At 62.3% G+C, this 24,587-nt stretch carries 20 protein-coding genes; 6 read left to right on the top strand and 14 right to left on the bottom strand.

Annotated features, from left to right (window positions below; all coding sequences use genetic code 11):
• Positions 1–31 precede the first annotated feature (31 nt).
• From ACFWYE_RS07245 to rpsF, 7 genes are all read right to left on the bottom strand, one after another.
• On the bottom strand, positions 32–1,522 hold the full coding sequence (locus ACFWYE_RS07245; RefSeq protein ID WP_379072793.1) for a replicative DNA helicase: 1,491 nt from the start codon (positions 1,520–1,522) through the stop codon (positions 32–34).
• A 207-nt stretch (positions 1,523–1,729) separates the two neighbouring features.
• Positions 1,730–2,707, bottom strand: coding sequence for a small ribosomal subunit Rsm22 family protein (locus ACFWYE_RS07240; RefSeq protein ID WP_379110463.1), 978 nt, complete (start codon positions 2,705–2,707; stop codon positions 1,730–1,732).
• Between the two features lie 2 nt (positions 2,708–2,709).
• The gene (locus ACFWYE_RS07235; RefSeq protein ID WP_379072789.1) at positions 2,710–3,033 is read right to left on the bottom strand and encodes a YnfA family protein; all 324 of its coding nucleotides are present in this window, start codon (positions 3,031–3,033) and stop codon (positions 2,710–2,712) included.
• 67 nt (positions 3,034–3,100) lie between these two features.
• Positions 3,101–4,378, bottom strand: coding sequence for a class I SAM-dependent methyltransferase (locus ACFWYE_RS07230; RefSeq protein ID WP_379072787.1), 1,278 nt, complete (start codon positions 4,376–4,378; stop codon positions 3,101–3,103).
• A 156-nt stretch (positions 4,379–4,534) separates the two neighbouring features.
• The gene (gene rplI, locus ACFWYE_RS07225) at positions 4,535–5,119 is read right to left on the bottom strand and encodes a 50S ribosomal protein L9 (RefSeq protein ID WP_379072785.1); all 585 of its coding nucleotides are present in this window, start codon (positions 5,117–5,119) and stop codon (positions 4,535–4,537) included.
• A gap of 194 nt (positions 5,120–5,313) precedes the next feature.
• Positions 5,314–5,562 (bottom strand): 30S ribosomal protein S18, encoded by a 249-nt coding sequence (gene rpsR / locus ACFWYE_RS07220; RefSeq protein WP_024923879.1) that lies wholly within the window; start codon positions 5,560–5,562, stop codon positions 5,314–5,316.
• On the bottom strand, positions 5,562–6,047 hold the full coding sequence (gene rpsF, locus ACFWYE_RS07215; RefSeq protein ID WP_101934856.1) for a 30S ribosomal protein S6: 486 nt from the start codon (positions 6,045–6,047) through the stop codon (positions 5,562–5,564). Before rpsF ends, rpsR begins: the two co-directional genes overlap by 1 nt.
• A gap of 375 nt (positions 6,048–6,422) precedes the next feature.
• Between rpsF and ACFWYE_RS07210 the strand changes: the two genes are divergently transcribed.
• Positions 6,423–6,650, top strand: coding sequence for a DUF4287 domain-containing protein (locus tag ACFWYE_RS07210; protein WP_379072783.1), 228 nt, complete (start codon positions 6,423–6,425; stop codon positions 6,648–6,650).
• A gap of 150 nt (positions 6,651–6,800) precedes the next feature.
• Positions 6,801–7,532 carry a class I SAM-dependent methyltransferase gene (locus tag ACFWYE_RS07205; RefSeq protein WP_379110460.1) on the top strand — a complete coding sequence of 244 codons (732 nt, stop codon included), beginning with the start codon at positions 6,801–6,803 and terminating at the stop codon, positions 7,530–7,532.
• A 6-nt stretch (positions 7,533–7,538) separates the two neighbouring features.
• On the opposite strand, the gene ACFWYE_RS07200 is transcribed toward ACFWYE_RS07205, so the two are convergent.
• From ACFWYE_RS07200 to topA, 5 genes are all read right to left on the bottom strand, one after another.
• A complete protein-coding gene (locus tag ACFWYE_RS07200) occupies positions 7,539–8,723 on the bottom strand; it encodes an MFS transporter (RefSeq protein ID WP_379072779.1) in 1,185 nt (394 codons plus the stop codon).
• Positions 8,724–8,740: 17 nt separating this feature from the next.
• On the bottom strand, positions 8,741–9,478 hold the full coding sequence (locus ACFWYE_RS07195; RefSeq protein WP_379072778.1) for an NUDIX hydrolase: 738 nt from the start codon (positions 9,476–9,478) through the stop codon (positions 8,741–8,743).
• Positions 9,479–9,551: 73 nt separating this feature from the next.
• Complete coding sequence (locus tag ACFWYE_RS07190; protein ID WP_379110458.1) at positions 9,552–9,986, bottom strand: DUF983 domain-containing protein; 435 nt, start codon at positions 9,984–9,986, stop codon at positions 9,552–9,554.
• Positions 9,986–12,286, bottom strand: coding sequence for a ribonuclease R (gene rnr / locus ACFWYE_RS07185; protein WP_379110457.1), 2,301 nt, complete (start codon positions 12,284–12,286; stop codon positions 9,986–9,988). The genes ACFWYE_RS07190 and rnr overlap by 1 nt, the downstream gene beginning before the upstream one ends.
• Before the next feature lie 4 nt (positions 12,287–12,290).
• Entirely contained in the window at positions 12,291–14,852 is a 2,562-nt protein-coding gene (gene topA, locus ACFWYE_RS07180) for a type I DNA topoisomerase (RefSeq protein WP_379110455.1), read from the bottom strand.
• Positions 14,853–15,327: 475 nt separating this feature from the next.
• Between topA and ACFWYE_RS07175 the strand changes: the two genes are divergently transcribed.
• From ACFWYE_RS07175 to ACFWYE_RS07160, 4 genes are all read left to right on the top strand, one after another.
• Positions 15,328–16,074, top strand: a complete 747-nt coding sequence (locus ACFWYE_RS07175; protein WP_379072772.1) for a cytochrome c biogenesis CcdA family protein — start codon at positions 15,328–15,330, stop codon at positions 16,072–16,074.
• Between the two features lie 80 nt (positions 16,075–16,154).
• Positions 16,155–17,504 carry a bifunctional UDP-N-acetylglucosamine diphosphorylase/glucosamine-1-phosphate N-acetyltransferase GlmU gene (gene glmU / locus ACFWYE_RS07170; protein ID WP_379110454.1) on the top strand — a complete coding sequence of 450 codons (1,350 nt, stop codon included), beginning with the start codon at positions 16,155–16,157 and terminating at the stop codon, positions 17,502–17,504.
• A gap of 256 nt (positions 17,505–17,760) precedes the next feature.
• Positions 17,761–19,584, top strand: coding sequence for a glutamine--fructose-6-phosphate transaminase (isomerizing) (glmS, locus tag ACFWYE_RS07165; RefSeq protein ID WP_379110453.1), 1,824 nt, complete (start codon positions 17,761–17,763; stop codon positions 19,582–19,584).
• A 107-nt stretch (positions 19,585–19,691) separates the two neighbouring features.
• On the top strand, positions 19,692–20,417 hold the full coding sequence (locus ACFWYE_RS07160) for a DUF502 domain-containing protein (RefSeq protein WP_379110451.1): 726 nt from the start codon (positions 19,692–19,694) through the stop codon (positions 20,415–20,417).
• Positions 20,418–20,496: 79 nt separating this feature from the next.
• Here ACFWYE_RS07160 and recG read toward each other — a convergent pair whose 3' ends face one another.
• Together recG and ACFWYE_RS07150 are read right to left on the bottom strand one after the other, a co-directional pair.
• Positions 20,497–22,605: an ATP-dependent DNA helicase RecG gene (recG, locus tag ACFWYE_RS07155; RefSeq protein ID WP_379110450.1), complete on the bottom strand. Its 2,109-nt coding sequence runs from the start codon at positions 22,603–22,605 to the stop codon at positions 20,497–20,499.
• 76 nt (positions 22,606–22,681) lie between these two features.
• Complete coding sequence (locus ACFWYE_RS07150; protein ID WP_379110448.1) at positions 22,682–24,547, bottom strand: RiPP maturation radical SAM C-methyltransferase; 1,866 nt, start codon at positions 24,545–24,547, stop codon at positions 22,682–22,684.
• Positions 24,548–24,587 lie beyond the last annotated feature (40 nt).

Below are 24,587 nucleotides of genomic sequence, written 5' to 3'. Positions count from 1 at the left end.
AGGATCATGTGCTGGGATGCCAGGGCGCAGATCAATGTTCGAACCGCTCGGGCAGCTGATGCTCTTCCGCGAGATCGGAGAAACGGGTGTATTGGCCCTCGAATGCGAGCTCGACCGTGCCGGTGGGGCCGTGACGCTGCTTGGCGATGATGAGTTCGGCCTTGCCCTTCACCTTCTCGAACTTGATCCGCCAGTCTTCGTATTCCGGCGTGCCTTCCTCTGGCTGCTTGTTCTGCATGTAGTATTCGTCGCGGTAGACGAAGAGCACGACGTCGGCGTCCTGCTCGATCGAACCCGATTCGCGAAGGTCGGACAGTTGCGGGCGCTTGTCGTCGCGGCTTTCGACCTGACGCGACAGCTGCGACAGCGCGATGATTGGAACGTTGAGTTCTTTCGCCAGTGCCTTGAGGCCGGTGGTGATCTCGGTGATTTCCTGCACGCGGTTCTGCGAGGATTTGGCGGAGCCCTGCATCAGCTGCACGTAGTCGATGACGATGACTTCCAGGCCGCGCTGGCGTTTCAGGCGCCGCGCCCGCGCGGCAAGCTGGGCGATCGAGATGCCGCCGGTGGCGTCGATGTAGAGCGGGATCTTCTGCATGGTCTGCGCGCAGGCGACCAGCTTCTCGAAATCCGACTCGGTGATCTCGCCGCGGCGGATTTTCGATGACGAGATTTCGGTCTGCTCCGAGATGATACGGGTCGCCAGCTGTTCCGACGACATTTCCAGCGAGAAGAAACCCACCACGCCGCCGTTGGCGGCCTTTGTCGATCCGTCGGCCTGCTGGGCCGGCTGGTAGGCTTCGGCGATGTTGAAGGCGATGTTGGTGACCAGCGATGTCTTGCCCATGGCCGGGCGGCCGGCAAGGATGATCAGGTCGGAGGGTTGCAGGCCGCCGAGCTTGCGGTCGACGTCGCGCAGACCGGTGGAGATACCGGACAAATGGCCGTCGCGCATATAGGCGGCATTGGCCATGTCGACGGCGGTTTTGACCGCATCGGTGAAAGCCTCGAAACCGCCATCGTAGCGGCCGGTCTCGGCCAGTTCGAACAGGCGCCGCTCGGCGTCTTCGATCTGCTCCGCAGGCGACATGTCGACAGGCGCATCGTAGGCGATGTTGACCATATCCTCGCCGACCGTAATCAGGGCGCGGCGGGTGGCCAGGTCATAGATGGCGCGGCCATAGTCGGAAGCGTTGATGACGGTGACGGCCTCTGCGGCGAGCCTCGCGAGATATTGCGCCACGGTCATGTCGCCGACCTTGTCGTCGGCTGGCAGGAAGGTCTTGATGGTGACCGGATCCGCCTTCTTGCCCATGCGGATCAGCTCCGCGGCGACCTCGAAGATCTTGCGGTGCAGCGGCTCATAAAAATGCGCGGATTTGAGAAAATCGGAGACGCGGTAGAAAGCGTCATTGTTGACGAGCATGGCACCGAGCAAAGCCTGTTCGGCCTCGATGTTGTTGGGGGCTTCCCGGTAAAGCGGCGTTTCCGCCGCGCTGAACTTGAGAGCTGCCTCTGCCATGATATCCCCAACCTATCCTGGTGTGTCGTTAGCAGATGGATCGTTGCTGCGGTCCATCCAGACGCCCTGAAAGGCCAACCATGCCCGTGATCCACAGAACGGCTTCATCGTCCACAGGACGATATTCCACCACCCCGAATCCGATTGACTCGGTGGGGCATTAAGCCTAGCCGGGCAGCAGGAACAGATCAAGAACTATTGGCGCGGTCAGGCAGATTCGAGGTCGAGCGTATCACCCCAATCCAGCCGGCGCGCTGCCTTGAAGATGTCGCCGTCGCGTTTCGTGAAAAGCCGCTCCGATACAATGCCGCCAGGCTGGCACAGCTTGAGTGCGACCTTGCCCGAGCCGGCTCTCGGCGGCGCCAGCACGCGGGCTTCCTGCGCGATCCGAGGTGTGCGGGATGCGGCGAGATAGATGAACTTCTCGTCCTCCCAGGGCACTTCGGCATCCTTGGCCAGCCGGTGCAGGCGGGAGCGGGCGACACGTCGCGAAAAATGGCACCAGTCCGGCGCGGCCAGGGGGCAGGGCGCGTGGTGCGGGCAGGGCGCGGCGACAGAAGCGCCGATCTCGATCAGCTGGGCTCTGGCATGCAGGATGCGCTGCCAGCCGGCGGGCGTGCCCGGTTCGACGACGAGCAGCGTGCCGGCGGTCAACTGCCAGAGGCGTTCGATCAGCCGAGACAGTGACGCCGGAGCGATTTCATCCATGACATAGGCCATGGTGACGAGGTCGGCGGCCGGCATCTCGGCCAGATCGATGGTGAGGTCGCCGGCCTGCCAGTGCACTTGCGGCACATCGATGCCTGCCGCGAGCGTTTGCCCCACCTTGCGGGCGGCATTGCTGGCTTCCAGCAATGTTGCCGATTCTATCGAAGTCCACTGGTCGGCGGCTGCCCACAACACTGTGCCGGGTCCAGCGCCGATGTCGAGCATCGTCCTGGGGGCAAAATCCGGCAAGGTGTGTGCAAGCACCTCGAGGCTGGTGCGGACAGCCGCATAGGTGGCCGGCAGGCGGGTGGCGAGATAGGCCTTGGCGGCAACGTCATCACCCATATGCAGACGCCCATCGCGTACTTCCGCACGGTAGCGGTCGGACAGCGTCCGGGAAGCCTGCTTCAAGGTTGCCAGCGGCACGTTGTCCAGCAGTTGCTCGACGGCTTGCCGCAGCGGTGCGGGCAGTTCCATGCCTAGACGCTCCTCGGTGCGAACAGGATCACCGACGCTCCCGCCATGCAGATCGCGGCACCGACAACATCCCAGCGATCGGGGCGAACGCCTTCAGCGAGCCATAGCCAGAGCAGGGATGCGGCGATGTAGATGCCGCCATAGGCCGCATAGGCGCGTCCGGCGGCGTCGACCGGCGCCAGCGCCAGCAGCCACGCGAAGGCAATCAACGAGGCGAGGCCCGGCAGCAGCCACAACGGTGATTTCTCCAGACGCCACCAGGCCCAGAATGAAAAACAGCCGGCGATTTCGGCGACAGCCGCGACAACAAAGAGGAGGATGTTCATCCTCCTCTCTTAATCCATCTCGATGGCCATGGACCAGTCCGGCAAAACGCCCGGCTGGATCTCGCCCCTATTCCTTGACCTTGCGGCGCCGCGCCGGCTTTGCGAACAGCGGCTTCTGCGGCGCATCCCTTACTTCCAGGGCCTTTTCGCACTTGCTGATATAGTCGCGCGTCATGGGCAGGACGTCGTTCTTGTGCGTGAGCTGGATCTGGAACACGACGAGATCCTGCCAGCGGAAGGACGCTTCGGAACCGGACAGGTAGAACTCCCACATGCGGCAGAAGCGCTCGTCGTAGATCGCCTTGACCTTGTCACGGTTGGCGAGGAAGCGCTCGCGCCAGTGCTTCAGCGTGTCGGCATAGTGCAGCCTCAGGATCTCGACGTCGGTGACCGCCAGGCCCGAGCGCTCGATATGCGGCATCATCTCCGAAAGCGCCGGGATATAGCCGCCGGGGAAAATATGCTTTCGGATGAAGGCATTGGTGGTGGTGGCAGGCCCGGTCCGACCGATCGTGTGAAGCAGCATGACGCCGTCCGGCTTCAGCAGTTTCGCGCTTTTGTCGAAGAAGGTCTTGTAGTGGTTGACACCGACATGCTCGAACATGCCGACGGACACGATGCGGTCGAAACGCTCGGACAGGTCGCGATAATCCCGCAGTTCGAAATGCACGTGCCGGTCGAGGCCCTGGGCATGCGCACGGTCGGTGGAAACCTGATGCTGCTCGGTGGAGAGCGTGACGCCCAGCACATCGGCTTCAAAGGCCTCCGCGATGTAGAGGCCGAGGCCGCCCCAGCCCGAACCTATGTCGAGCACGGTCTGGCCGGGCCGCACTTTCAGCTTGGCGGCGATATGCCGTTTCTTGGCAAGCTGCGCTTCCTCCAGCGTCATGTCCGGCCGTTCGAAATAGGCGCAGGAATACTGCATGTCCGTATCGAGGAAGAGTTTGTAGAGATCACCCGACAGGTCGTAGTGGTGCGCGACGTTCCGGCGCGACTGGCGGGCATTGTTGAGCTGCTGCAGCGGCCGGATGGTCAGCCTCGCCGAGTTGACCAGCTTGCCCCAGGTCGACTCGATCCAGGAAATGCCAGTGTTTTGATACACGAGATGGAGGAACGAGAGCACGTCGCCTTCAACGAAGTCGAGTTCTTCTTCCATGAAGGCTTCGGGAATGGCCAGGGATGGGTGCAGGGTGATGGCGCGCTCCGCGTGGCGCGTATGGATCACCATATGCACTTTCGGGCCGCTGCCGTCGCCGAAAGTCCGGGTCGCCCCATTTGGCCCGGTGATGGTCAGATTGCCTCTGCGAACAACGCGTTCGGCAATGCGTTCCAGAAAAACATTCATGACGTGCCCTCAAAGAACGATAGTGACAGCAGTGCTGTCCAATCCCTCAAAAAAGGCGGAAGCGTCGAAAAGTTCCGTTGGCATAAAAAAACCGGGCGCCAGGCCCGGTTTCTTGATCCAGTAGCAAGACTGGCTTTATGACAGGTCTCTAAAAGATCAGGCGTTCTCTTCTTCGCCTTCGAAATCGGCGTTCGGATCGAAGAAGCTGTCCGGACGGGCGTTTTCGTTGATGTCGTCGCCATAGATGGCTTCGGCAGTGGTGAGCGTCTCGCCCTTGGACTGACGCTCGGCCTCTTCGGACGAACGGGCGATGTTGAGCGTCACGGTGACTTCGACTTCCGGATGCAGCGCGATCGCCACATTGGTCAGGCCGATGGTCTTGATCGGGTGGTTCAGCTCGACCTGGTTGCGGGCAACCGAGAAGCCTTCGGCGGTCAGCAGATCGGCGATATCGCGGGTCGAGACCGAGCCATAGAGCTGACCGGTTTCGCCGGCCGAGCGCACGATGATGAAGCTCTTGCCGTCGAGCTTGTCGGCGATCTGCTGGGCTTCGGACTTGCGCTCGAGGTTGCGGGCTTCCAACTGGGCGCGCTGACCTTCGAACTTCTTCTTGTTGGCTTCGTTGGCGCGCAGCGCCTTGCCCTGCGGCAGCAGGAAGTTGCGGGCGAAGCCGTCCTTGACCTTGACGGTGTCACCCATCTGGCCGAGGCGGGAAATACGTTCGAGAAGAATGACTTCCATTGTTTTCTCCATCTGCGTCGCGATCGACGCTGTTCGGGAGACAGTCAGGAAGAGAAGGACGCCTTGGCGCCGGTTTCGCTGTCCTGCCTGTCGAGGCAGTTAGGGCCAGGCCCAACTTGGGATTTGGATATCACCGGCTGTGCCCATCACTGCCGGAGAAAACCCGCGGGCATTGCTGCCCGCGGGTAAGCTGTTTAGCGGACCACGTAGGGCAGCAGGCCGAGGAAGCGGGCGCGCTTGATCGCCTGGGCGAGTTCGCGCTGCTTCTTCTGGCTGACGGCGGTGATGCGCGACGGCACGATCTTGCCGCGCTCGGAAATGTAGCGCTGCAGCAGACGCACGTCCTTGTAGTCGATCTTCGGGGCATTGGCGCCGGAGAACGGGCAGGTCTTGCGGCGACGATGGAACGGGCGCCGGGTCGGGATCTGGTTGATGTCGACCATTATTCTGCACCCCCTTCAAAGCTGCGCTGCGGACGCGGGCCACGATCGCCACCGTCACGGTCGCCGAACGAGCGCGGACCACGATCGCCGCGGTCGCCGAACGAACGTGGACCACGGTCACCGCGGTCACGGTCGCCGAAGCCGCCACGCTCGGAGCGCTCTTCGCGCTTCTGCATCATTGCCGAAACGCCTTCCTCGTGCTTCTCGACCTTGATGGTCAGGAAGCGCAGGACGTCTTCCGACAGACCCATCTGGCGTTCCATTTCGCTGAGCGCTGCCGGTGGGCAGGTCAGGTCCATAAGCGTGTAGTAAGCCTTCCGGTTCTTCTTGACCCGGTAGGTGAGGGACTTCAGTCCCCAGTTCTCGACCCGGCCAACCGAGCCGCCGCCTGCGGTGATGACGCCCTTGAAACGTTCAACGAGCTCATCGACCTGCTGCTGCGACAGATCCTGCCGGGCAAGGAACACATGTTCGTAAAGAGCCATTTGTCTTGCCTTTCTTCGTTTCTCTCCCGGTTCCCGGCGGCTAAAGCCTCTGCAACTTCTCTTTATCCGCGACGCGGAGAAGAAAGGAGCACGACGAGACGGTCGAGAGCGGAGACACGGGAGGCGGAAGCGTTTTCGCTCCACACGGCGGTTCTCTGAAGAACCTCCGGCCCTCCGTTCAGCCCCCAGCTGGGACCGGCAGATTGCGCGCGTCTATACAGCAATCTGGCAGGAACACAACCCTGGCAGGCTATGCAGCGGCAATCCGTCGCCGAAATCGCACCGAGCCGCGATTTAGGCGGCTTTAGGATCGCGGGCGTTGCGGCAGACTGGCGAACGCCTCATATTCCGGCCTCTCAACAACCGGAGAATTTCATGTCTTTCCAGGCCTATCTCGATACGATCAAGAACAAGACGGGCCAGGGACCGGACGATCTGATGCGCCTCGCCGACGCCAGAGGCTTTTCGGAAGGCGGGAAGCTGAAGCCGGGCATCAAGGCCGGACAGATCATCGAATGGTTGAAGACGGATTATGATCTCGGTCACGGTCACTCGATGGCGGTCTACGCCCTGCTGACCGGCAAGAAGAAACCCGGCGATTGAGAGACCGCCGTCGGCTCGCAAGTACGAAGTGCCGCTTCCCGAATTGCGCATCGCTCGATGGCTGGAACATGAACGGGCCCGAGTTGGACATTGTACGAGCCCGGTGAATGAGCCATCAGGCCCGTTTCGTTTCGAAACACGGAGCCCGCCATGTCCGGCACCAGGAGAGACCACGATCATTGGTCCGATGTCGCTTCCGAGTGGATCGAGTGGGCCCGCGCACCCAGCCATGATGCCTTCTGGGCCTATCGGCCTGCCTTGTCCGAATTTGTTGGCAAAGGCACCGGCGATGCGCTGGAGGTCGGCTGCGGCGAGGGCAGGGTTTCGCGCTTGCTCAAGGAACGCGGCTATCGCGTGACCGCGACGGATACGGTCGAAGTTTTCGTTGCCGCCGCCAGGGAGGTCGATTCGGCAGACCGCTATGAGGTCGCGCCTGCCACGGCTCTGCCTTTCGAAGCGGCCAGCTTCGACTTCGTCATGGCCTACAACGTTTTGATGGATCTTGACGATGTGCCCGTCGCCGTGAAGGAAATGCGGCGTGTTCTGCGTCCGTCCGGCACGCTGTTTGTCTCGATCGTGCATCCCTTTGCCGATCGCGGCCGTTTCGACCGCGAGCGTCCGCAAGCACCGTTCGTGGTCGACGGCAGCTATTTCGGCCGCGAGCGCTTTGAAGGCACTGAGGAGCGCGACGGCTTGCGCATGCGTTTCGCCGGCTGGTCGCAACCGTTGCAGAACTATGTAGCGGCGCTGGAAGGTGCCGGGCTCGCCATCACCTCGTTGCTGGAACCGAAGCCTGACACCGGGCCGCAATGGGCTACCATGCGCAACTGGGATCGCATTCCGTTGTTCCTGTGGCTGAAGGCGCGGCCGCTTGCGGCCTGAGATGCGTCAGCCTCTGCCTGATTTGAGGACAAGGCGTCCGACCGCCAGGAGGATGTAGGCGCCGAAGAACAGGGACAGCGCACCGCCGAAGCCGGACGGCCCGAAGGCATCCATGCCGAGGCCGATGGCCTGCGGGCCGAGCACCATGCCGACGCCGTAGCAGAGGACGAAGGCGGCATTGGCCGAGGCCAGCTCGTGGCCTGAAAGCTGCGAACCGAGATGGGCGAGGCCAACAGTATAGAGCGCGGCCACCACACCGCCCCATACGAAAAGAAGTCCTGCCATGAGGTGCCAGTTCGAGGCCAGGTGGGGCATCACCAGCGTTCCGATCAATCCGACGGCGGCGCAGGCCAGTAGCAGGTAGCGACGGTCACCGACACGATCGCTCACCATGCCGATGGGGATCTGCAACAGCACGTTGCCGAGGCCGATCATGGTAAGCAGCAGCGCCGCGTCGGCCTCCGAATAGCCGATGCGGTTGCCATAGATCGGAAAAAGCGCAAAGCCACCGGTCTCGACCGCACCGAACACCAGGACGGCAGCCGTGGCGGTCGGAACCAGCCAGATGTATTGCAGGAAGCCGCTGGTTTCTTCGCCCTCCGGCCGGATCGGCGGGCTTTCCTTGCGCGCGGCGAGAACCGGGATGGCTGCCACGGCGACCAGCACGATGATGACGCCGAAAGGCAGGAAGCCAGTACTGCCGATGCGAGAAAACAGCCACGGCCCGGCGGCGAAACCCAGTGAAAGCACTGTGGCATAGATGCCGAGTACCAGCCCGCGGCGCTTTGGCGGGGCGGACGTGCTGATCCAGAATTCCGACAGGATGAAAAGCACCGTCAGCGCGATGTGAAGCACGATACGCAATGGAAACCACATCCAGAACGACGGCGCGAAATGGAAGCCGACGAAGGCCAGCGCGCCTGCCGCGATCATGATCAGCATGGCCCAGGCGACGCCGAGGCGGGTGGCGATCGGCGTCGCCAAGGGTGCTCCAGCGATCGACGCGAGACCGGCGACCGCCGTGTTCAGGCCGATCATCGAAGCTGAATGGCCACGTGATTCCAGGATGACGCTGAGCAGCGGCATGCCGAGACCGATGGCAATGCCCACGACGCTGATCGAGGAAATGGCTGCTATCATCGGCAGCCAATGTACGCGCTCCTCGTCTTGCGCCATGGTTTCGTCCGTCATGCCAACCTGATTTTGTCTTAGAGAACGTCGCGCACGAAGCGGTTGTGGAGCATCCGATAGAAAGGCACCGCCCCGCCGGGGCGCAGCAGCGGATCGTCACTGAGCCGCTTTTCCAGCTCGTCCAGGATCGTTCGCGTAATCGTCGGGATATCGGCTTTCCTTGCCTCGGCCAGTGGCAGCCAGACAAGTTCTTCAAGCTCGTTGGTCGGGCCGTTGGGCAAAGCAACCGCGACGTCGTCGCGCCAGGCCGCGAGAAAACGGGTATCGAAGCGGCGGACGCGCCCGGGCGGGGTGATTGCGCGGGCAATGAAGCGCACGGCTTCCAGCGAAGGCTGCACGCCATGTTCGACGAACCCCTGCCAGTCGCGCTTGCCTGTGGCGAGGGAACCCTTCCGGCCGATCAGCAGTCCGGCCTCTTCATAGGTTTCGCGGATCGCAGACAAGGCAATGGCGCGGGCGCGGGTGGGGCCGGTGCGGCCGGCGCGAGCCGTCAGTTTGGTTTCGTCTTCGGGATGCAGGCCGGTCGCAACTGGAACGCGGCTGTCGGCAGGGTCGGTGCGGCCCCCGGGGAAGACGAATTTACCGGGCATGAAGGCGTGTGCCGCGTGGCGCCGGCCCATGAGCACGCGAAAGTCGTCGCCCTTACGGTCGAGCAGAATGAGCGTCGCGGCGTCGCGCGGACGTTTTGGCCCATCTCCGAGCGCGGATTCGTTGCGCTCAGCCTTGTCGACTTCCGCCTTGGTCATCCCTTGCATGTGACCCACCTAGCGGAAACTCATGTCAAATTAAAGGGGTGGTCTGGGCCGGTGCATTGCACCAGCCGCAAGGTCAGGTCTCGGGATGACCTTCGATGTGATCGACCTCACCGCCGAAACCATGCATGTAGTATGCCCACTGCAGACCGATCACGGCGCCCTTGATCGGCTGCAAAAGCGCCAGCGACATGATGATCGTGAGTGGCGCCCAGATCGCGAGGTGCTGCCACATGGTCAGCGTCGAGGTCGCTTCGACGCCCATGAAACCGCCGAGGATGACATGGCCGATGATCACGATCACCAGATAGGCCGGCAGGTCGTCGGCGCGGTGATGGTGGAATTCCTCACCACAGGCCTCGCAATGGTCGAAGGTCTTGGTGTAAGCGCGGAACAGCTTGCCTTCGCCGCAGTTGGGGCAGCGGCACAGGAAACCACGCTTCATCGCTGTCCACAGCGGGCGCGTTGCCCTGCCGGAATGCTGTTCGCCGCCGAAAACCTGCTGTTGCATCATCGTCTCCTGCCGCGCGGTCCAGAACGCGATTGCGAGGCTCGGGCGCGGCCCTTTGCCTTGTGAAACGACCGTTTCGAGCCAGGCAGTGGTTTCGGTGCGCTCAGCATTTCGAAGCGCATTGCGCCAGCCAGCGGCGCCACTTCGACAAGACGGACCTCAACACGGTCCGCAAGCTGATATCCCTTGCCGCTGCGTTCCCCGAAAAGCGAACGCGCCGTTTCATCAAATATATAATAATCGTCACCCAGTGATGACACCGGGATAAAACCATCTGCGCCAAATTGTGGCAATTGGACAAAAAGTCCTGCCTTCGCGACACCGGAGATGCGGGCGTCGAAGCGCTCGTCGACGCGCTCGGCCAGATAGGCTGCGATGAGGCGGTCGACGGTTTCGCGTTCCGCGGCCATGGCGCGGCGTTCCGCCGCCGAGATCAACGCTCCGGTTTCGGCAAGCCTTTCTTCTTCGCCATGGGTCAGGCCGTCCGGCCCCAGGCCAAGCGCCGCGATCAGCCCGCGGTGCACGATCAGATCGGCATAACGACGGATCGGTGAGGTGAAATGCGCGTAGCGGCGCAGATTCAGCCCGAAATGGCCGATGTTGTCGGGGTTGTATTCGGCCTGGCTCTGCGAGCGCAGCACAACCTCGTTGACGAGTGCCTCGTTGTCGGCGCCGCGCACGCGTTCGAGGATCGCGTTGAACTGGCTCGGACGCATCTGCGCGCCACGCGCCAGCGACAGGCCGAGCGTCTGCAGGAATTCGCGCAGCGATTCCTGCTTGGCCAGTGTCGGGCCATCGTGGATGCGGTAGATCAGGGGCTGCTTCTTGGCTTCCAGCGTTTCGGCAGCCGCGACATTGGCCTGGATCATGAACTCTTCGATCAGCTTGTGCGCATCCAGCCGCTCCGGGACGATGACGCGGTCGACCGTGCCGTCCTCCTTGAGCAGGATCTTGCGCTCCGGCAGGTCGAGTTCCAGCGGCTGGCGGGCATCGCGGCCACGCTTCAGCACCGCATAGGCATCCCATAGCGGTTTCAGCACGCTGTCCAGGAGCGGGCCTGTCTTGTCGTCGGGCGCTCCGTCGATGGCAGCCTGTGCTTGCGGATAGGCAAGCTTGGCAGCCGACTTCATCATGACGCGGTGGAAGCTGTGACGGATCTTGCGTCCTTCCGCCGAAAAGGTCATGCGCGTGGCGATAGCCGGGCGATCCTCGCCCTCGCGCAATGAACAGAGATTGTTCGAAATGCGCTCTGGCAGCATCGGCACGACGCGATCCGGGAAATAGACGGAGTTGCCGCGCTTCAGGGCTTCGCGATCGAGCGCCGAATTCGGCCGTACATAGGTCGCGACATCGGCGATGGCGACCGTCACCACCACGCCGCCAGGATTGTTTTCGTCCGTGTCCGGTAACGCGTAGACCGCGTCGTCATGATCCTTGGCGTCCGCCGGATCGATGGTGACCAGAGGCAAGTCTCGCCAGTCTTCGCGTCCCTGCAAGGTCACCGGCTTCAAGGCCTCGGCCTCGGCCAGCACGTCGGGCGGGAAGATATGCGGGATGTCGTGCGCGTGGATGGCGATCATCGAGACCGCTTTTTCGCTGGTCAGCGAACCCAGGACGGCCAGCACTTTCGCCCGCGGCAGGCCGTAGCGGCCGGCACGCGACGGTTCGACCTCGACAAGGTCGCCATTGCGGGCGCCGTTCTGGAATTCCTGGTCGACGATGAGTTCGGGTTGCCGCCGCTCCACCGGCTCGATACGGAATGTGCCATCCTTCAAGATACGGAAGACACCGAGCACGGCGTCCTTGCGTTTCTCGAACACTTTCATGATGCGCGCGGTGTAGGCGGGGCCAGCCGGATCGTCGGTCGGGAAGGTCTTGGCAAGCACCCGGTCACCAATGCCGGCTACGGGACCGCTACGTGAGACGCGGATCGAAACCACCGGCGGCTCGCCATTGCCCTGATGCTCCGCAGGCCGGCCGACGAGACCGCCTTCACTGTCACGTCCGATCACGTCGAGCACGGCGACATGAGGCAGCGCTCCGGGGCGAATATGTCGCTTGCGCGTCTTTTCCAGCAGGCCCTCATCCTGCAGGTCGCGAAGCAGGTCCTTCAGCCAGGCGCGATCGTCGCCGCGCAAGGCAAAGGCCTTGGCGATTTCGCGCTTGCCGGAGCGATCTGGGTTTTCCGCGATGTAACGCAGAATCTCGTCACGCGAGGGGCGATACTGATCGCGTGTCCCCCGGCGGGTATCGGCAGCGCGGGGATCGCCATGGCTTCGTCCGGAGATCCTGCGCGCCAATGCCCTATCCCTTCTTCTTGCCGCGGAACGGCTTCTTGCCGCCACCGCCCTTGGCTTCCTTCTCGGCGATCAGCGCGACGGCTTCGTCCACCGTCACTGTCTGCGGGTCCTTGCCCTTGGGCAGGGTCGCGTTGATCTTGCCGAAATTGACATAGGCACCGTAGCGGCCGTCACGCACCGTGATCTTGCCGCCGCCAGCAGGGTGTTCGCCTAGATCCTTCAGCGCTGCCGGCGTGCCGCCATTGCGTCCGCCTGGTCCCTTCGACTGCTTTTCAGCGAGCACCGATACGGCGCGGTTGAGGCCGATGGAGAACACGTCCTCGATGCTTTCAACGTTGGCATAGGTGCCGTCATGCAGCACGAACGGGCCGTAACGGCCAAGGCCGGCCGAGATCATCTTGCCGGTCTCCGGATGCTGGCCGACATCGCGCGGCAGCGACAGCAGGGCCAGCGCCTTCTCGTGATCGATCGTCGCTGCCGTCCAGCCCTTGGGCAGGCTGGAGCGCTTGGCATCCTTGCCTTCGCCGCGCTGCACGTAGGGGCCGAAACGCCCCGAGCGCAGCGTGATTTCCTCAGCGGTATACGGATCCTTGCCGAGCAGCTTGGTGCCGTCTTCGACCGCGCCATTCTCGCCATTGCCGTTCTGGCCATCGAGCTGGCGGGTGTAGCCGCATTCGGGATAGTTCGAACAACCGACGAATGCACCGAATTTGCCGAGCTTCAGCGAAAGGTTGCCGTTGCCGCATTTCGGGCAGATGCGCGGATTGGAGCCGTCCTCGCGCTCGGGGAAGACCAGCGGCGCCAGTTCTTCGTTGAGCGCGTCGAGCACGTCGGTGACGCGCAATTCCTTGATGCCGTCGACAGCGCCGGAGAAATCCTTCCAGAAATCGCGCAGCACGTCCTTCCAGGCGAGCTTGCCGTCGGAAATCTCGTCGAGTTTCTCCTCGAGCGAGGCGGTGAAGTCATACTCCACATAATGCTCGAAGAAGCCCTCCATGAAGGCGGTAACCAGCCGGCCCTTGGACTGAGGCATCAGCTTGCGATTCTCGATCTTGATGTAGTCGCGGTCTTCCAGCGTCTTCAACGTCGCGACATAGGTCGAGGGACGGCCGATGCCGAGCTCTTCCATCTTCTTGATGAACGATGCTTCGGAGTAGCGGGGCGGCGGCTCGGTCGTGTGCTGCGTGGCGCTGATCTGCTCGCGCTTCAGCGTCTCCTCGGCGCGGATTTCCGGCAGACGGCGGTTTTCCTCGTCTTCCGAATCCTCGTCCTTCTGGTCGGTATAGGCTGCGATGAAGCCATCGAAGCGGGTGACGGAACCCACCGCGCGCAGGCCGGCGACCTTCGCGCCATTGCGTGCTTCGATCTCGACCGTGGTGCGCTCGATCTCGGCCGGCTGCATCTGGCTGGCGATCGCCCGCTGCCAGATGATTTCGTAGAGCCGCGCCTGGTCGGCATCGAGATACTTGCGCATCTCTGCCGGCGTGCGGTTGAAATCGGTCGGGCGGATCGCTTCGTGGGCTTCCTGCGCGTTCTTGGCCTTGGTCGTGTAGTGACGCGGCTTTTCGGGCAGATATCTGGCGCCGAATTCCTTGGCGATGGTGTCGCGGGCTCCCGAGATCGCCTCGGGCGCCATCTGGACGCCGTCGGTACGCATATAGGTGATCAGGCCGGCCGTCTCGCCGCCAATGTCCATGCCTTCGTAGAGGCGCTGGGCAACCTGCATGGTACGCTGGGCCGAGAAGCCGAGGCGTGACGAGGCGGCCTGCTGCAGCGTCGAGGTGGTGAACGGCGGTCCAGGATTGCGTTTGGTCGGCTTGGCTTCGACCGAGAGCGCGCGGAAGGATGCGCCTTCCAGCATCGCCTTGATGTCGTCGGCCATGACTTGCGAGGAAATGTCGAGCTTCTGCAGCTTCTTGCCTTCATAGACCGTCAGCCTGGCTTCGAAGCTATCATTGCGCGGCGTGCCGAGAATGGCGGCGATCTGCCAGTATTCCTCGCGAACGAAGCGTTCGATTTCAGCCTCGCGATCGCAGACGAAACGCAGCGCCACCGACTGCACGCGTCCGGCGGAACGGGCGCCCGGCAGTTTGCGCCACAAGACCGGTGAAAGCGTGAAGCCGACCAGATAGTCCAGGGCACGACGCGCCAGATAGGCGTCCACCAGCGGCGGATCGATCTCACGCGGGCTGGCGATCGCATCGAGCACTGCCTGTTTGGTGATGGAGTTGAAGGCGACGCGCCTGACCGGCTTGTCCTTCAGCACTTTCTTCTGCTTCAGGACTTCCAGAACGTGCCAGGCAATGGCTTCTCCTTCGCGATCCGGATCGGTTGCGAGGATCAGGCCGTCGGCTTCTTTCACGGCCTTGGCGATATCGGTCAGTCGTTTGGCCGAAGCCGTGTCGACTGCCCAGGACATGGCGAAATCCTCGTCGGGCTTCACCGAACCATCCTTGGCGGGCAGGTCACGGACATGACCAAAGGAGGCCAGAACCTTGTAGTTCCGGCCAAGATACTTGTTGATGCTTTTAACCTTGTTCGGCGACTCGACGACGACGATGTCCATGAGCGGCTGCGTTCCCGTGCGGCGTCAAACCAGAAAATGGAGCGCCGGAAGCTGAAAAATCCGCCCGTCACATGGCCGTGCTTTTCGGTCCGGTCAAGAGGTCGCCTCAAATTGCATATGTCGAGCAGGGCGTAACTCACGTATTTGAAGGGCGATCTTCTGCTACCCGAGGTGCGCATGGACAGTCCGTCAATATGGCGACTTTGGTCCTGTCGACTCGGGGCCGCGATCTTGCGACGGACAGAACTGCAACAGGAACTGTTGTCCATTGCGAGTTCGAAGTCCCGACCCGAGGGGTATGCCAAAGGCGCCGGCAGGCAGAGAGCATCTGCAATCCGCTTTCTCACGGTTTCCTTGCCTCACGATTTCGTCATCGCTGACAAAACCGTTCTGCGCTGACTTGCCACACAATGGTGATTGGAGCCCTGGCCCTGGCGAGGCTATATCCTGCTGCGCAACGGACGGAGCATTAAACATGGCGTTGGATGTCGGCTATCTCAGCGCGATCGGGGCAGGGGCCATCTCCTTCCTGTCGCCATGCGTGCTTCCGCTCGTCCCGCCTTACCTGTGTTACATGGCCGGCGTTTCCGTTGACGATTTCCGCGGCAATGCCGGTGTCGCGGCCAAGGCCGGAGCCCGCGGCGCGTTGATCGCTGCCTCCGTCGCCTTCGTCCTTGGCTTCTCCACCGTCTTTATCGCATTGGGCGCCGGCGCTTCGACGATCGGACGGCTGCTGCGCGTCTACCAGGAGCCATTGGCGATGATCGCCGGCGCCCTCATTATTCTGATGGGCCTGAATTTCCTGGGTGTCCTGCGCATTCCGCTCCTGTCGCGCGAAGCGCGTTTCCAGTCGCAGGGCAAGCCGGCCAGCGCGGTCGCCGCCTATGTCATGGGCCTTGCCTTCGCCTTTGGCTGGACGCCTTGCATCGGCCCAGTGCTCGGCCCGATCCTGACGCTGGCGGGTGGACGCGAGACCGTGAGCGAAGGCGCGTTGCTGCTCGCCGCCTATTCGCTCGGCCTAGGCATTCCGTTCCTGATTGCCGCGCTGTTTTCCGGGGCGTTCATGCGCTTCCTGGGCAGGTTCCGTGTTCATCTGGGTAGGGTCGAGAAGGTAATCGGGGCGCTGCTGGTTGTTGCCGGCGTCTTTTTCCTGACCGGTGGCGTGCAGGTGATGGCCTACTGGCTGCTCGAAAACTTTCCAGCACTCGGGCGTCTCGGATAGCAGCCCGAAATTTAACCGTATTGGTACCATAATGCGCCGATGCTAGAAGCCATTCGTCTTTCCCGCATCGGTAGCCGCTCATGACATCCAGAACCTGCCTGTCCATCATCCTCGCCGCCGGCGAAGGCACGCGTATGAAAAGCGCGCTGCCCAAGGTCCTGCACCAGATTGCCGGCCTGCCGATGGTGGCGCATGTGGTGAAGGCTGCGGAGACCGCCGGTGCCACCGACATCGCTCTGGTGATCGGCCATGGCGCCGAGGAGATGCGCAAGGCAGCGGAAAAGTTTGCGCCGCGGGCCGGCACCTTCGTCCAGGAACAGCGCCTGGGCACCGCGCATGCCGTGTTGGCTGCACGCGAAGCCATCGCCAAGGGGTATGATGACGTCCTCGTCATGTTTGGAGACACCCCCTTGATCGATGCCGGGGCTCTCGGTGAGGCGCGGGCCAGGCTCGCCGAAGGAGCTGCCGTGGTGGTCATCGGCTTCCGCCCGCCAAGCCCTGCCGGCTATGGCAGGCTGCTTGAAAAGGGAGGCAAACTGATCGCGATCCGCGAGGAAAAGGATTGCACCGATGAGGAGCGCAAGATCGGTTTTTGCAATGCCGGCATGATGGCTGTCTCCGGCAAGCACGCGCTCGACCTGCTTGACGGCGTCGGCAATGCCAACGCCAAGGGTGAATACTACCTGACCGATATCGTCGAGATCGCCAACGGCAAGGGGCTGGATGTCGTTGCAACCGAGGCAGGCTACGAGAACGCGCTCGGCATCAACAATCGCGCCGAGCTCGCCGAAGCGGAGGCCATCTGGCAGAAGCGCCGGCGCAAGGAGGCAATGCTTGCCGGCGTTACGCTGATCGCGCCGGAGACGGTCTACTTCTCATATGACACTGAGATCGGTCAGGATACGGTGGTCGAGCCCAATGTGTTCTTTGGTCCGGGCGTGACCATCGCCGGCGGCGTGAAGATCCACGCGTTCAGTCACCTGGAAGGTGCTACCGTTGCGGCCAATGCCGACATCGGCCCCTACGCGCGCCTACGCCCAGGCTCCGATCTCGCGGCCAAGGCCAAGGTCGGAAACTTCGTAGAGGTCAAGAACGCCCGGATCGAGGCCGGCGCCAAGGTCAACCATCTGACCTATATCGGCGACGCGCGCGTCGGCGCCGGTGCCAACATCGGCGCGGGCACCATCACCTGCAATTATGACGGCTATTCCAAGTTCTTCACCGACATCGGGGCCGGCGCTTTTGTTGGCTCGAACTCGTCGCTGGTGGCGCCGATCAAGCTTGGCGACGGCGCATACATCGCTTCCGGCAGTGTGATTACGGAAGATGTTCCGGAAGATGCTTTGGCATTCGGTCGCGCACGCCAGAAAACCTTGCCTGGCAAGGGCAAGGAACTGCGCGAGCGCCGAGCTTCTGCTGTCAAGAAATAGGAAGTTGTTGCGGCTGGACTTCGCCAAGAGCTTGTCATACGAGGCACCGGAGCAGGTCTAGAGCAATTCCAGGAAAAGTGCGTGGCGGTTTTCCATTCGGAATTGCGCAAAAAGTTAGAGCGTTTCAGTGTTTCCGGAAAAACCGGAAACGCTCTAAGTCAAAAGACTGGACGAAACGCAATGTGATTGTCGTGGGCGACAGCGGTCAATTAAACAGCGGCCGGGTGATCGCCAAGAGGAATCGGGGCAACTTTTTATGTGCGGAATTGTGGGAATTGTCGGCCATTCGCCGGTTGCACCGCTGATCGTCGACGCGCTGAAGCGGCTCGAATACCGTGGCTACGATTCAGCCGGTGTCGCCACGATCGAACATGGCGAACTGTCGCGACGCCGCGCCGAGGGCAAGCTGGTCAATCTGGAGCGTCGGCTGCAGGCCGAGCCGCTCGATGGCACCATCGGCATCGGTCACACGCGCTGGGCGACGCACGGCGTTCCCAATGAAACCAACGCACATCCGCATTTCTCCAATGGCGTGGCGATCGTCCACAACGGCATCATCGAGAATTTTGCCGAGCTGCGCACCGAGCTTTCGGCGGATGGCTATGAATTCTCCTCGCAGACCGACACCGAAGTCGTCGCTCATCTGGTCTCGCGCGAAACGGCGCGCGGCGCCAAGCCCGTGGAGGCCGCTCACAACGCGCTGAAGCGCCTTGAAGGCGCTTTTGCACTCGCCATCATGTTCAAGGGCGACGAAGACCTCATCGTCGGTGCCCGCAACGGCCCGCCGCTCGCGGTCGGCCATGGCGAGGGCGAAATGTATCTCGGTTCGGACGCCATCGCGCTGGCGCCGTTCACCAATTCCATCACTTACCTTGAAGACGGCGACTGGGCGGTGGTGCGCCGCAACGAAATCACCATCTTCGACATGGATGGCAACAAGGTCGAGCGCAAGCGCCAGCAGTCGATCGGCACCTCGTTCCTGGTCGACAAGGGCAACCATCGCCACTTCATGCACAAGGAAATCCACGAGCAGCCGGAAGTCATTTCCCACACGCTCGGCAACTACATCGATTTTACCAATGGCAAGGCCAAGGCGCTGGACCTGCCGTGGGATTTCGCCAAGATCGACCGCCTTGCGATCTCTGCCTGCGGCACCGCTTATCTTGCCGGCCTCGTCGGCAAATACTGGTTCGAGCGCCTGGCGAGGCTTCCGGTTGATATCGATATCGCCTCGGAGTTCCGCTACCGCGAAATGCCGCTGTCGAAGAACAGCGCCGCGCTCTTCATTTCCCAGTCCGGCGAGACGGCCGACACGCTGGCCTCGTTGCGCTACTGCCGCAAGGAAGGCGTGCCGATCGGCGTCGTCGTCAATGTGCGCGAATCGACCATGGCGCGCGAAGCCGATATCGTTCTGCCGATCCTCGCCGGGCCGGAGATCGGCGTTGCTTCCACCAAGGCTTTCACCTGTCAGCTTTCGGTGATGGCGGCGCTGGCCGTGCGCGCTGGTGTTGCTCGTGGCTTCATCTCGCCCGATGACGAGGCGAGGCTGGTCAAGCAGCTCGCCGAGGCGCCGCGTCTGGCCAGCCAGGTCATCAAGCTGGAAGAGCAGATCGAGAAGGTCTCGCGCGATCTCGCCCATCACCGCGATGTGCTTTATCTCGGCCGCGACACCAATTTCCCGCTGGCGCTCGAGGGCGCGCTGAAGCTCAAGGAACTATCCTACATCCACGCGGAAGGCTACGCAGCGGGTGAGCTCAAGCATGGACCGATCGCACTGATCGACGAAAACATGCCGGTCGTCGTCATCGCTCCGTTCGACCGCATCTTCGAGAAGACCGTTTCGAACATGCAGGAGGTTGCAGCGCGTGGCGGCAAGATCATCCTGATCACCGACAAGAAGGGCGCCGAGAAGTCGACAGTCAAGACCATCGACACCATCGTGCTGCCGGATGTGCCGGAAATCATCGCGCCCATACTCTACGCGCTGCCGGTCCAGATGCTGGCCTATTTCACGGCGGTGTTCATGGGCACCGACGTCGATCAGCCGCGTAACCTGGCCAAATCAGTCACGGTGGAGTAACTGCCAGCCTGTCGCGTTGGTCCTGTCGCGATAGTGATTGTCGCCCATTCGTGTTGATGCTCTAAGATAGGTGCAGCGCACAATCTTAGAGCATGGCCAAGCACGGAATGTCGGATACACCCAGAACATCAGCGATAACCCGGCTGAGGAACTATTTCCTCGCGGGCTTCGTCGTCTGCGCACCGCTGGCGATCACCGCCTATATTGCGTGGTCGTTCGTCGGCTGGGTCGATTCCTGGGTCAAACCCTACATTCCGGGGCGCTACAATCCCGACACCTACCTGCCGTTTCCGGTTCCTGGTTTCGGGCTCATCGTCGCGCTGGTGCTGATCACGCTGATCGGTTTCCTTGCCGCCAACATCGTCGGCCGCGCCATCGTCACCTTCGGCGAACGCCTGCTCGGACGAATGCCGCTGGTACGCGGCATCTATGGTTCCCTGAAGCAGATTTTCGAGACCGTTCTTTCAAACAAGAGCGAAATGTTCCGCCAGGTCGGGCTGGTCGAATATCCACGCAAGGATGTCTGGTCGCTGGTCTTCGTCGCCGGCGAAAAGCACACCGAGATCAACGAGAAGCTGGATGTCGCCGGCGATCCTCTGATCGGCGTGTTCATGCCATGTACGCCGAACCCGACCACCGGCTTCCTGATGTATGTGCGCAAGTCCGAGATCGTCATGCTCGACATGACCATCGAGGAGGGCGCCCGCCTGATCGTCTCGGCCGGTCTCGTCGCGCCGGATCCGAGGAAAAAGGTCAAGGGACCGGATGGGCAACTGATCGATCTCGGCAATCCGTCTGCCGGTACGTTGAGCAATTCCAGGAAAAGTGCATAGCGGTTTTCCGTTCGGAATTGCGGAAAAACAAGGAGTTAGAGCGTTTCCACGTTCCCGCAAGAACGGAAACGCTCTAGCCTCAGCCGGCCCGCAAGAGCCGCACCGCCTCATCGCGCCCGAACAAATAAAGCAGCAGCCTCAGCGCCTCGCCGCGGTCGTCCTGAAGTTCAGGGTCGCGCGAAAGGATCAGCCTTGCATCGTCGCGCGCTGCCTCCAGCAAGTCGGCGTGCACATCGATGCGCGCCACCTGGAAACCAGGCGTGCCTGACTGGCGGGTGCCGAGAAGCTCGCCTTCGCCGCGCAGCTTCAGATCCTCTTCAGCGATGACGAAGCCGTCCTCGGTCTCGCGCATCACCGAGAGCCGTCGCTTTGCCGTTTCACCGAGGGGATCCTTGTAGAGCAACACGCAGCTCGACGGCTTCGAGCCGCGACCGACGCGACCGCGCAGCTGATGCAATTGCGCCAGGCCGAAGCGCTCGGCATGTTCGATCACCATGATCGTGGCGTCCGGCACGTCGACGCCCACTTCAATGACCGTGGTGGCGATCAGCACGCGGGTCTCGCCTTCCTTGAAGGCGCGCATGGCCTCGTCTTTTTCGGCGCCTTTCATGCGGCCGTGCACGAACCCGAGACGATCGCCGAACACCGGTTTCAGCGAAGCGAAACGATCTTCCGCAGACATCAGCCTGATCTCTTCGGACTCCTCGACCAGCGGGCATATCCAGTAGATCTTCTGGCCTTCCGCTGCCGCGTCGCGGATGCGGCCGACCAGTTCGTCCAACCGTTCCAGCGGCAAGGTGACGGTCCGGATCGGCTGCCGCCCGGCCGGTTTTTCGGTGAGTTTGGAGACGTCCATGTCGCCGAACGCAGTGAGCACCAGCGTGCGTGGGATCGGCGTCGCCGTCATCACCAGCATGTCGGGGGCATCGCCCTTGGCGGTGATGGCGAGCCGCTGATGCACACCGAAACGGTGTTGCTCATCGATCACCGCAAAGACCAGGTTCTTGAAAGCCACGCTCTCCTGGAACAGCGCATGGGTGCCGACGACGATGTCGATCGATCCATCGGCTAGCCTGGCCAGCGTCTCGGTGCGTTCGCGCCCCTTTTCGCGGCCGGTGAGGATGGCTGTCGTGAGCCCGGCTTTTTCGGCCAGCGGTGCGATGGTGGCGAGATGTTGGCGCGCCAGGATTTCGGTCGGCGCCATCAGTGCTGCCTGACCGCCCGCCTCGACCGCGCGCGCCATGGCCAGCAATGCAACCACTGTCTTGCCGGAGCCGACATCGCCCTGCAGCAGGCGCAGCATGCGTTCGGGCGTTGCAAGATCGGTGAGGATCTCGGCAAGTGCTGCTTCCTGCGAAACCGTCAGCGAATAGGGCAGGGCCGTGCGCAGCCGTTCGATGATGCGGCCGTCACCGTTCAACGGCCTGCCTGATAACTTGCGGATTCGAGAGCGCACCAGCGCCAGCGACAGCTGGCCTGCCAGGAATTCGTCATAGGCGACCCTGCGCCAGGCCGCACTTTCCGGCTGGGCATCGATCGGGCTTTCCGGATTATGCACCCGGCTAAGCGCTGCCGCGAATGATGGAAAGGTATGACGCCGCATGAAACCGGCGTCCTGCCATTCCGAAAGCGCGGGCACACGCTCCAGCGCCTGGCCGATGGCACGCCGCAGCACTTTCGAGGATAGCCCTGCCGTGAGCGGATACACCGGTTCGACCAGCGGCAGGTTGCCTGCATCGCTTGCCAGCGCGATATGGTCGGGGTGCACCATGCTCGGCCGGCCGTTGAACCACTCCATGCGGCCGGACACCACGACCAGCTCGCCCTCGGGCATTGCCTTTTCGAGATAGCTGGCATGGGCGTGGAAGAAGGTCAGCGTGATCTCGCTGGTGTCATCATGCGCGTAGACCCGGTAGGGCACAGACCGGTTGCCGCGTGGTGGCGGCTGGTGTCGATCGATCCGCACCTCCAGCGTGACGATCGCACCTTCGATCGCATTGGCTATGCCCGGCCGATTGCGGCGGTCGATGACCGAGTTCGGCAGCACGAACAGAAGATCGCCGACACGCGCCTCCCGGTCGCCGAGATCCACCGGCAGAACCCGCTCGATGAGTGTTGCCACCTTTGATCCGACACCGGCCAGCGTCGTGATGGATGAGAACAGCGGGTCGAGCAGGGAAGGGCGCATCGTTGCAATAAGCGCGGAAGCGGCCGCATGCGCAAGGCATATGCGGCCGGTTCCTGTCGCTTCAGATTTGCGGTTGTCAGGCGCTGGCGGTTTTCAGGGAGTGAGTGCTCGCTGATCCAGCTGCGTGCCGATCCAACCCGGCTGCATGGTTGCGGGGTGTCTCGAACCTCTCGAGCAGATGTTCGGTTGCCGTCGCCAGTGGCAACAGCAGCCCATAGTCATCATGCAGGTAGCCCCGATCGAGCCCGCGTCGCAGTACCGTTTGGTCGCCGATACCGGAAAGATAGGCCGACATTGTCGCTTCGTTGAGGATTTCGGCATCCACATCGGCGCAGGCACGCGTGTCCGCCAGCAGGTAACGGCCGGGTGAGAGGTCGAGCACGCACAGGACCGGCATGACGCGGTCCGGCGCCCAGGCCGCTTTCCAGGCCTCGACACCGTCACCCAGCCGGCGCGCCAGGTCCGGTCTGCGGCGAAGGCTGGAATCGTAGTCGCCAGTGAAGTGATAGGCGATGTCGTCGGCTCGTTCGATCGTCGGGAACGCCAGACCATAGGCCGGAATCGGCCGGACGTTGGTGATCTTGTAGTCGTCCTTCCTGTCGAAATACGGGCTGAACCGTTCGATGCTGAGCTGGCCGACCCCGACTGGTGGCTGCAGGTGCTGCAGCAGCGGGATCAGGCGTGCCGTGACCTCATAGGCAATGTCTTCGTCGCCGGGAAAATCGGTCAGCAGATTCCAGGCGGCTTCGATGCCGAGCGCCCTGGCGAAACGCAGGCAGTCGAGATTGATCTTCAGCGTGCTCCCCTTGCGCATCAGTTTCAGCACCGAGGTCGCGAGTGACTCGATGCCGGGCTGGATGCGCTCGACCCCGGCCGACTTCAGCAGCTTCATCTTCTGGAAGGAGAGATTGGCCTTCTGTTCGTAGAAGATGCCAACCTTGTTCTCGGCCTTGGCCAGTTCCGGAAGCAGGGTCGAGAAGTAGGAGTGCGGCATGATGTTGTCGACCATCATGATCCTCGTCGACTTGTGTCGCGCAACGAGGTCATTGAGTTCGGTGAATGCTTTTTCCGCCGATTTCTGCCGATGCTGCATGCCGTTGGCGTTGAGACCACAGAAGGTGCAATGCTGCTTGGCTCCCCACCAGCAGCCGCGGCTTGTTTCATAAGGCAGCCAGATTTCTTCCGGACGCAGTCCGTCGGGGTGAATGTCGCAGCCTACCGTCTGCGCCAGTTGCGCGAAATAATCATCGTAGTCGGGCATCGGCGAGTCATCGAGGGCCTCGAGCGGTTCGCCACGGATGATCTTGCCATTACCCGGTTTTTGATCGCGCAGATTGGTCAGGAAATCGACGAAGGAGACGTCGCTTTCGCCCGAGAAGATGTGATCGATCGAGCCGGCCAGTGGCTGGATGCCTTCCGACATGATGCCGTCGACATTGGCGCCGCCGAGCAGGAAGATCTTGTCCGGTGCCGCTTTCTTGGTTCGTTTTGCGATGGATAGCGCAGCCAGGGTTTGCTCGAAGACGGTGCTGAAACCGATAATGGTTGCGGGCATCGCTGCGAGTGCGGCGGAGAAATCATCGGCCCATTGCCTGGCGGTTTGCTGGAGCCAGTCGAGCGTGACGCTTGATGGGGCGGTCGCGGCGGCAATGGCGCGTGCGACTTCGGGTTCCATGCGCCCATGCGCCTTGGTTCCGAACATGGCGCGCGCGAAAATCCGTTCCCCGATCAGCAGTCCGGTCGGTGTTCCGCAGAGCTTCTGGTAACGGCGAACGCCGATCCTGCTGGCGAAGGAGAGGTTGGCATAAAGCACTCGGGCTTCGTAGCCGGCCTGCGCTGCGCGCGCGGCAATCACGTGCGGACCGAGAGCCGGTCGATCCGGGCTGGCGAAAGGCGGTACGACCACAAGGATGTCGGCTGTATTGTAGTCTGCGTCGAACATGGTGCACCTCTGTTTTTTGTCGGGGAAACTCCCTCCGCGT

Origin of the sequence: Mesorhizobium sp. NPDC059025 (genome assembly GCF_042739655.1) — a bacterium.
Lineage (GTDB): Bacteria > Pseudomonadota > Alphaproteobacteria > Rhizobiales > Rhizobiaceae > Mesorhizobium.
The sequence above is the reverse complement of the archived record's forward strand: the minus strand, read 5'-3'. Positions and strand labels throughout refer to the sequence as shown.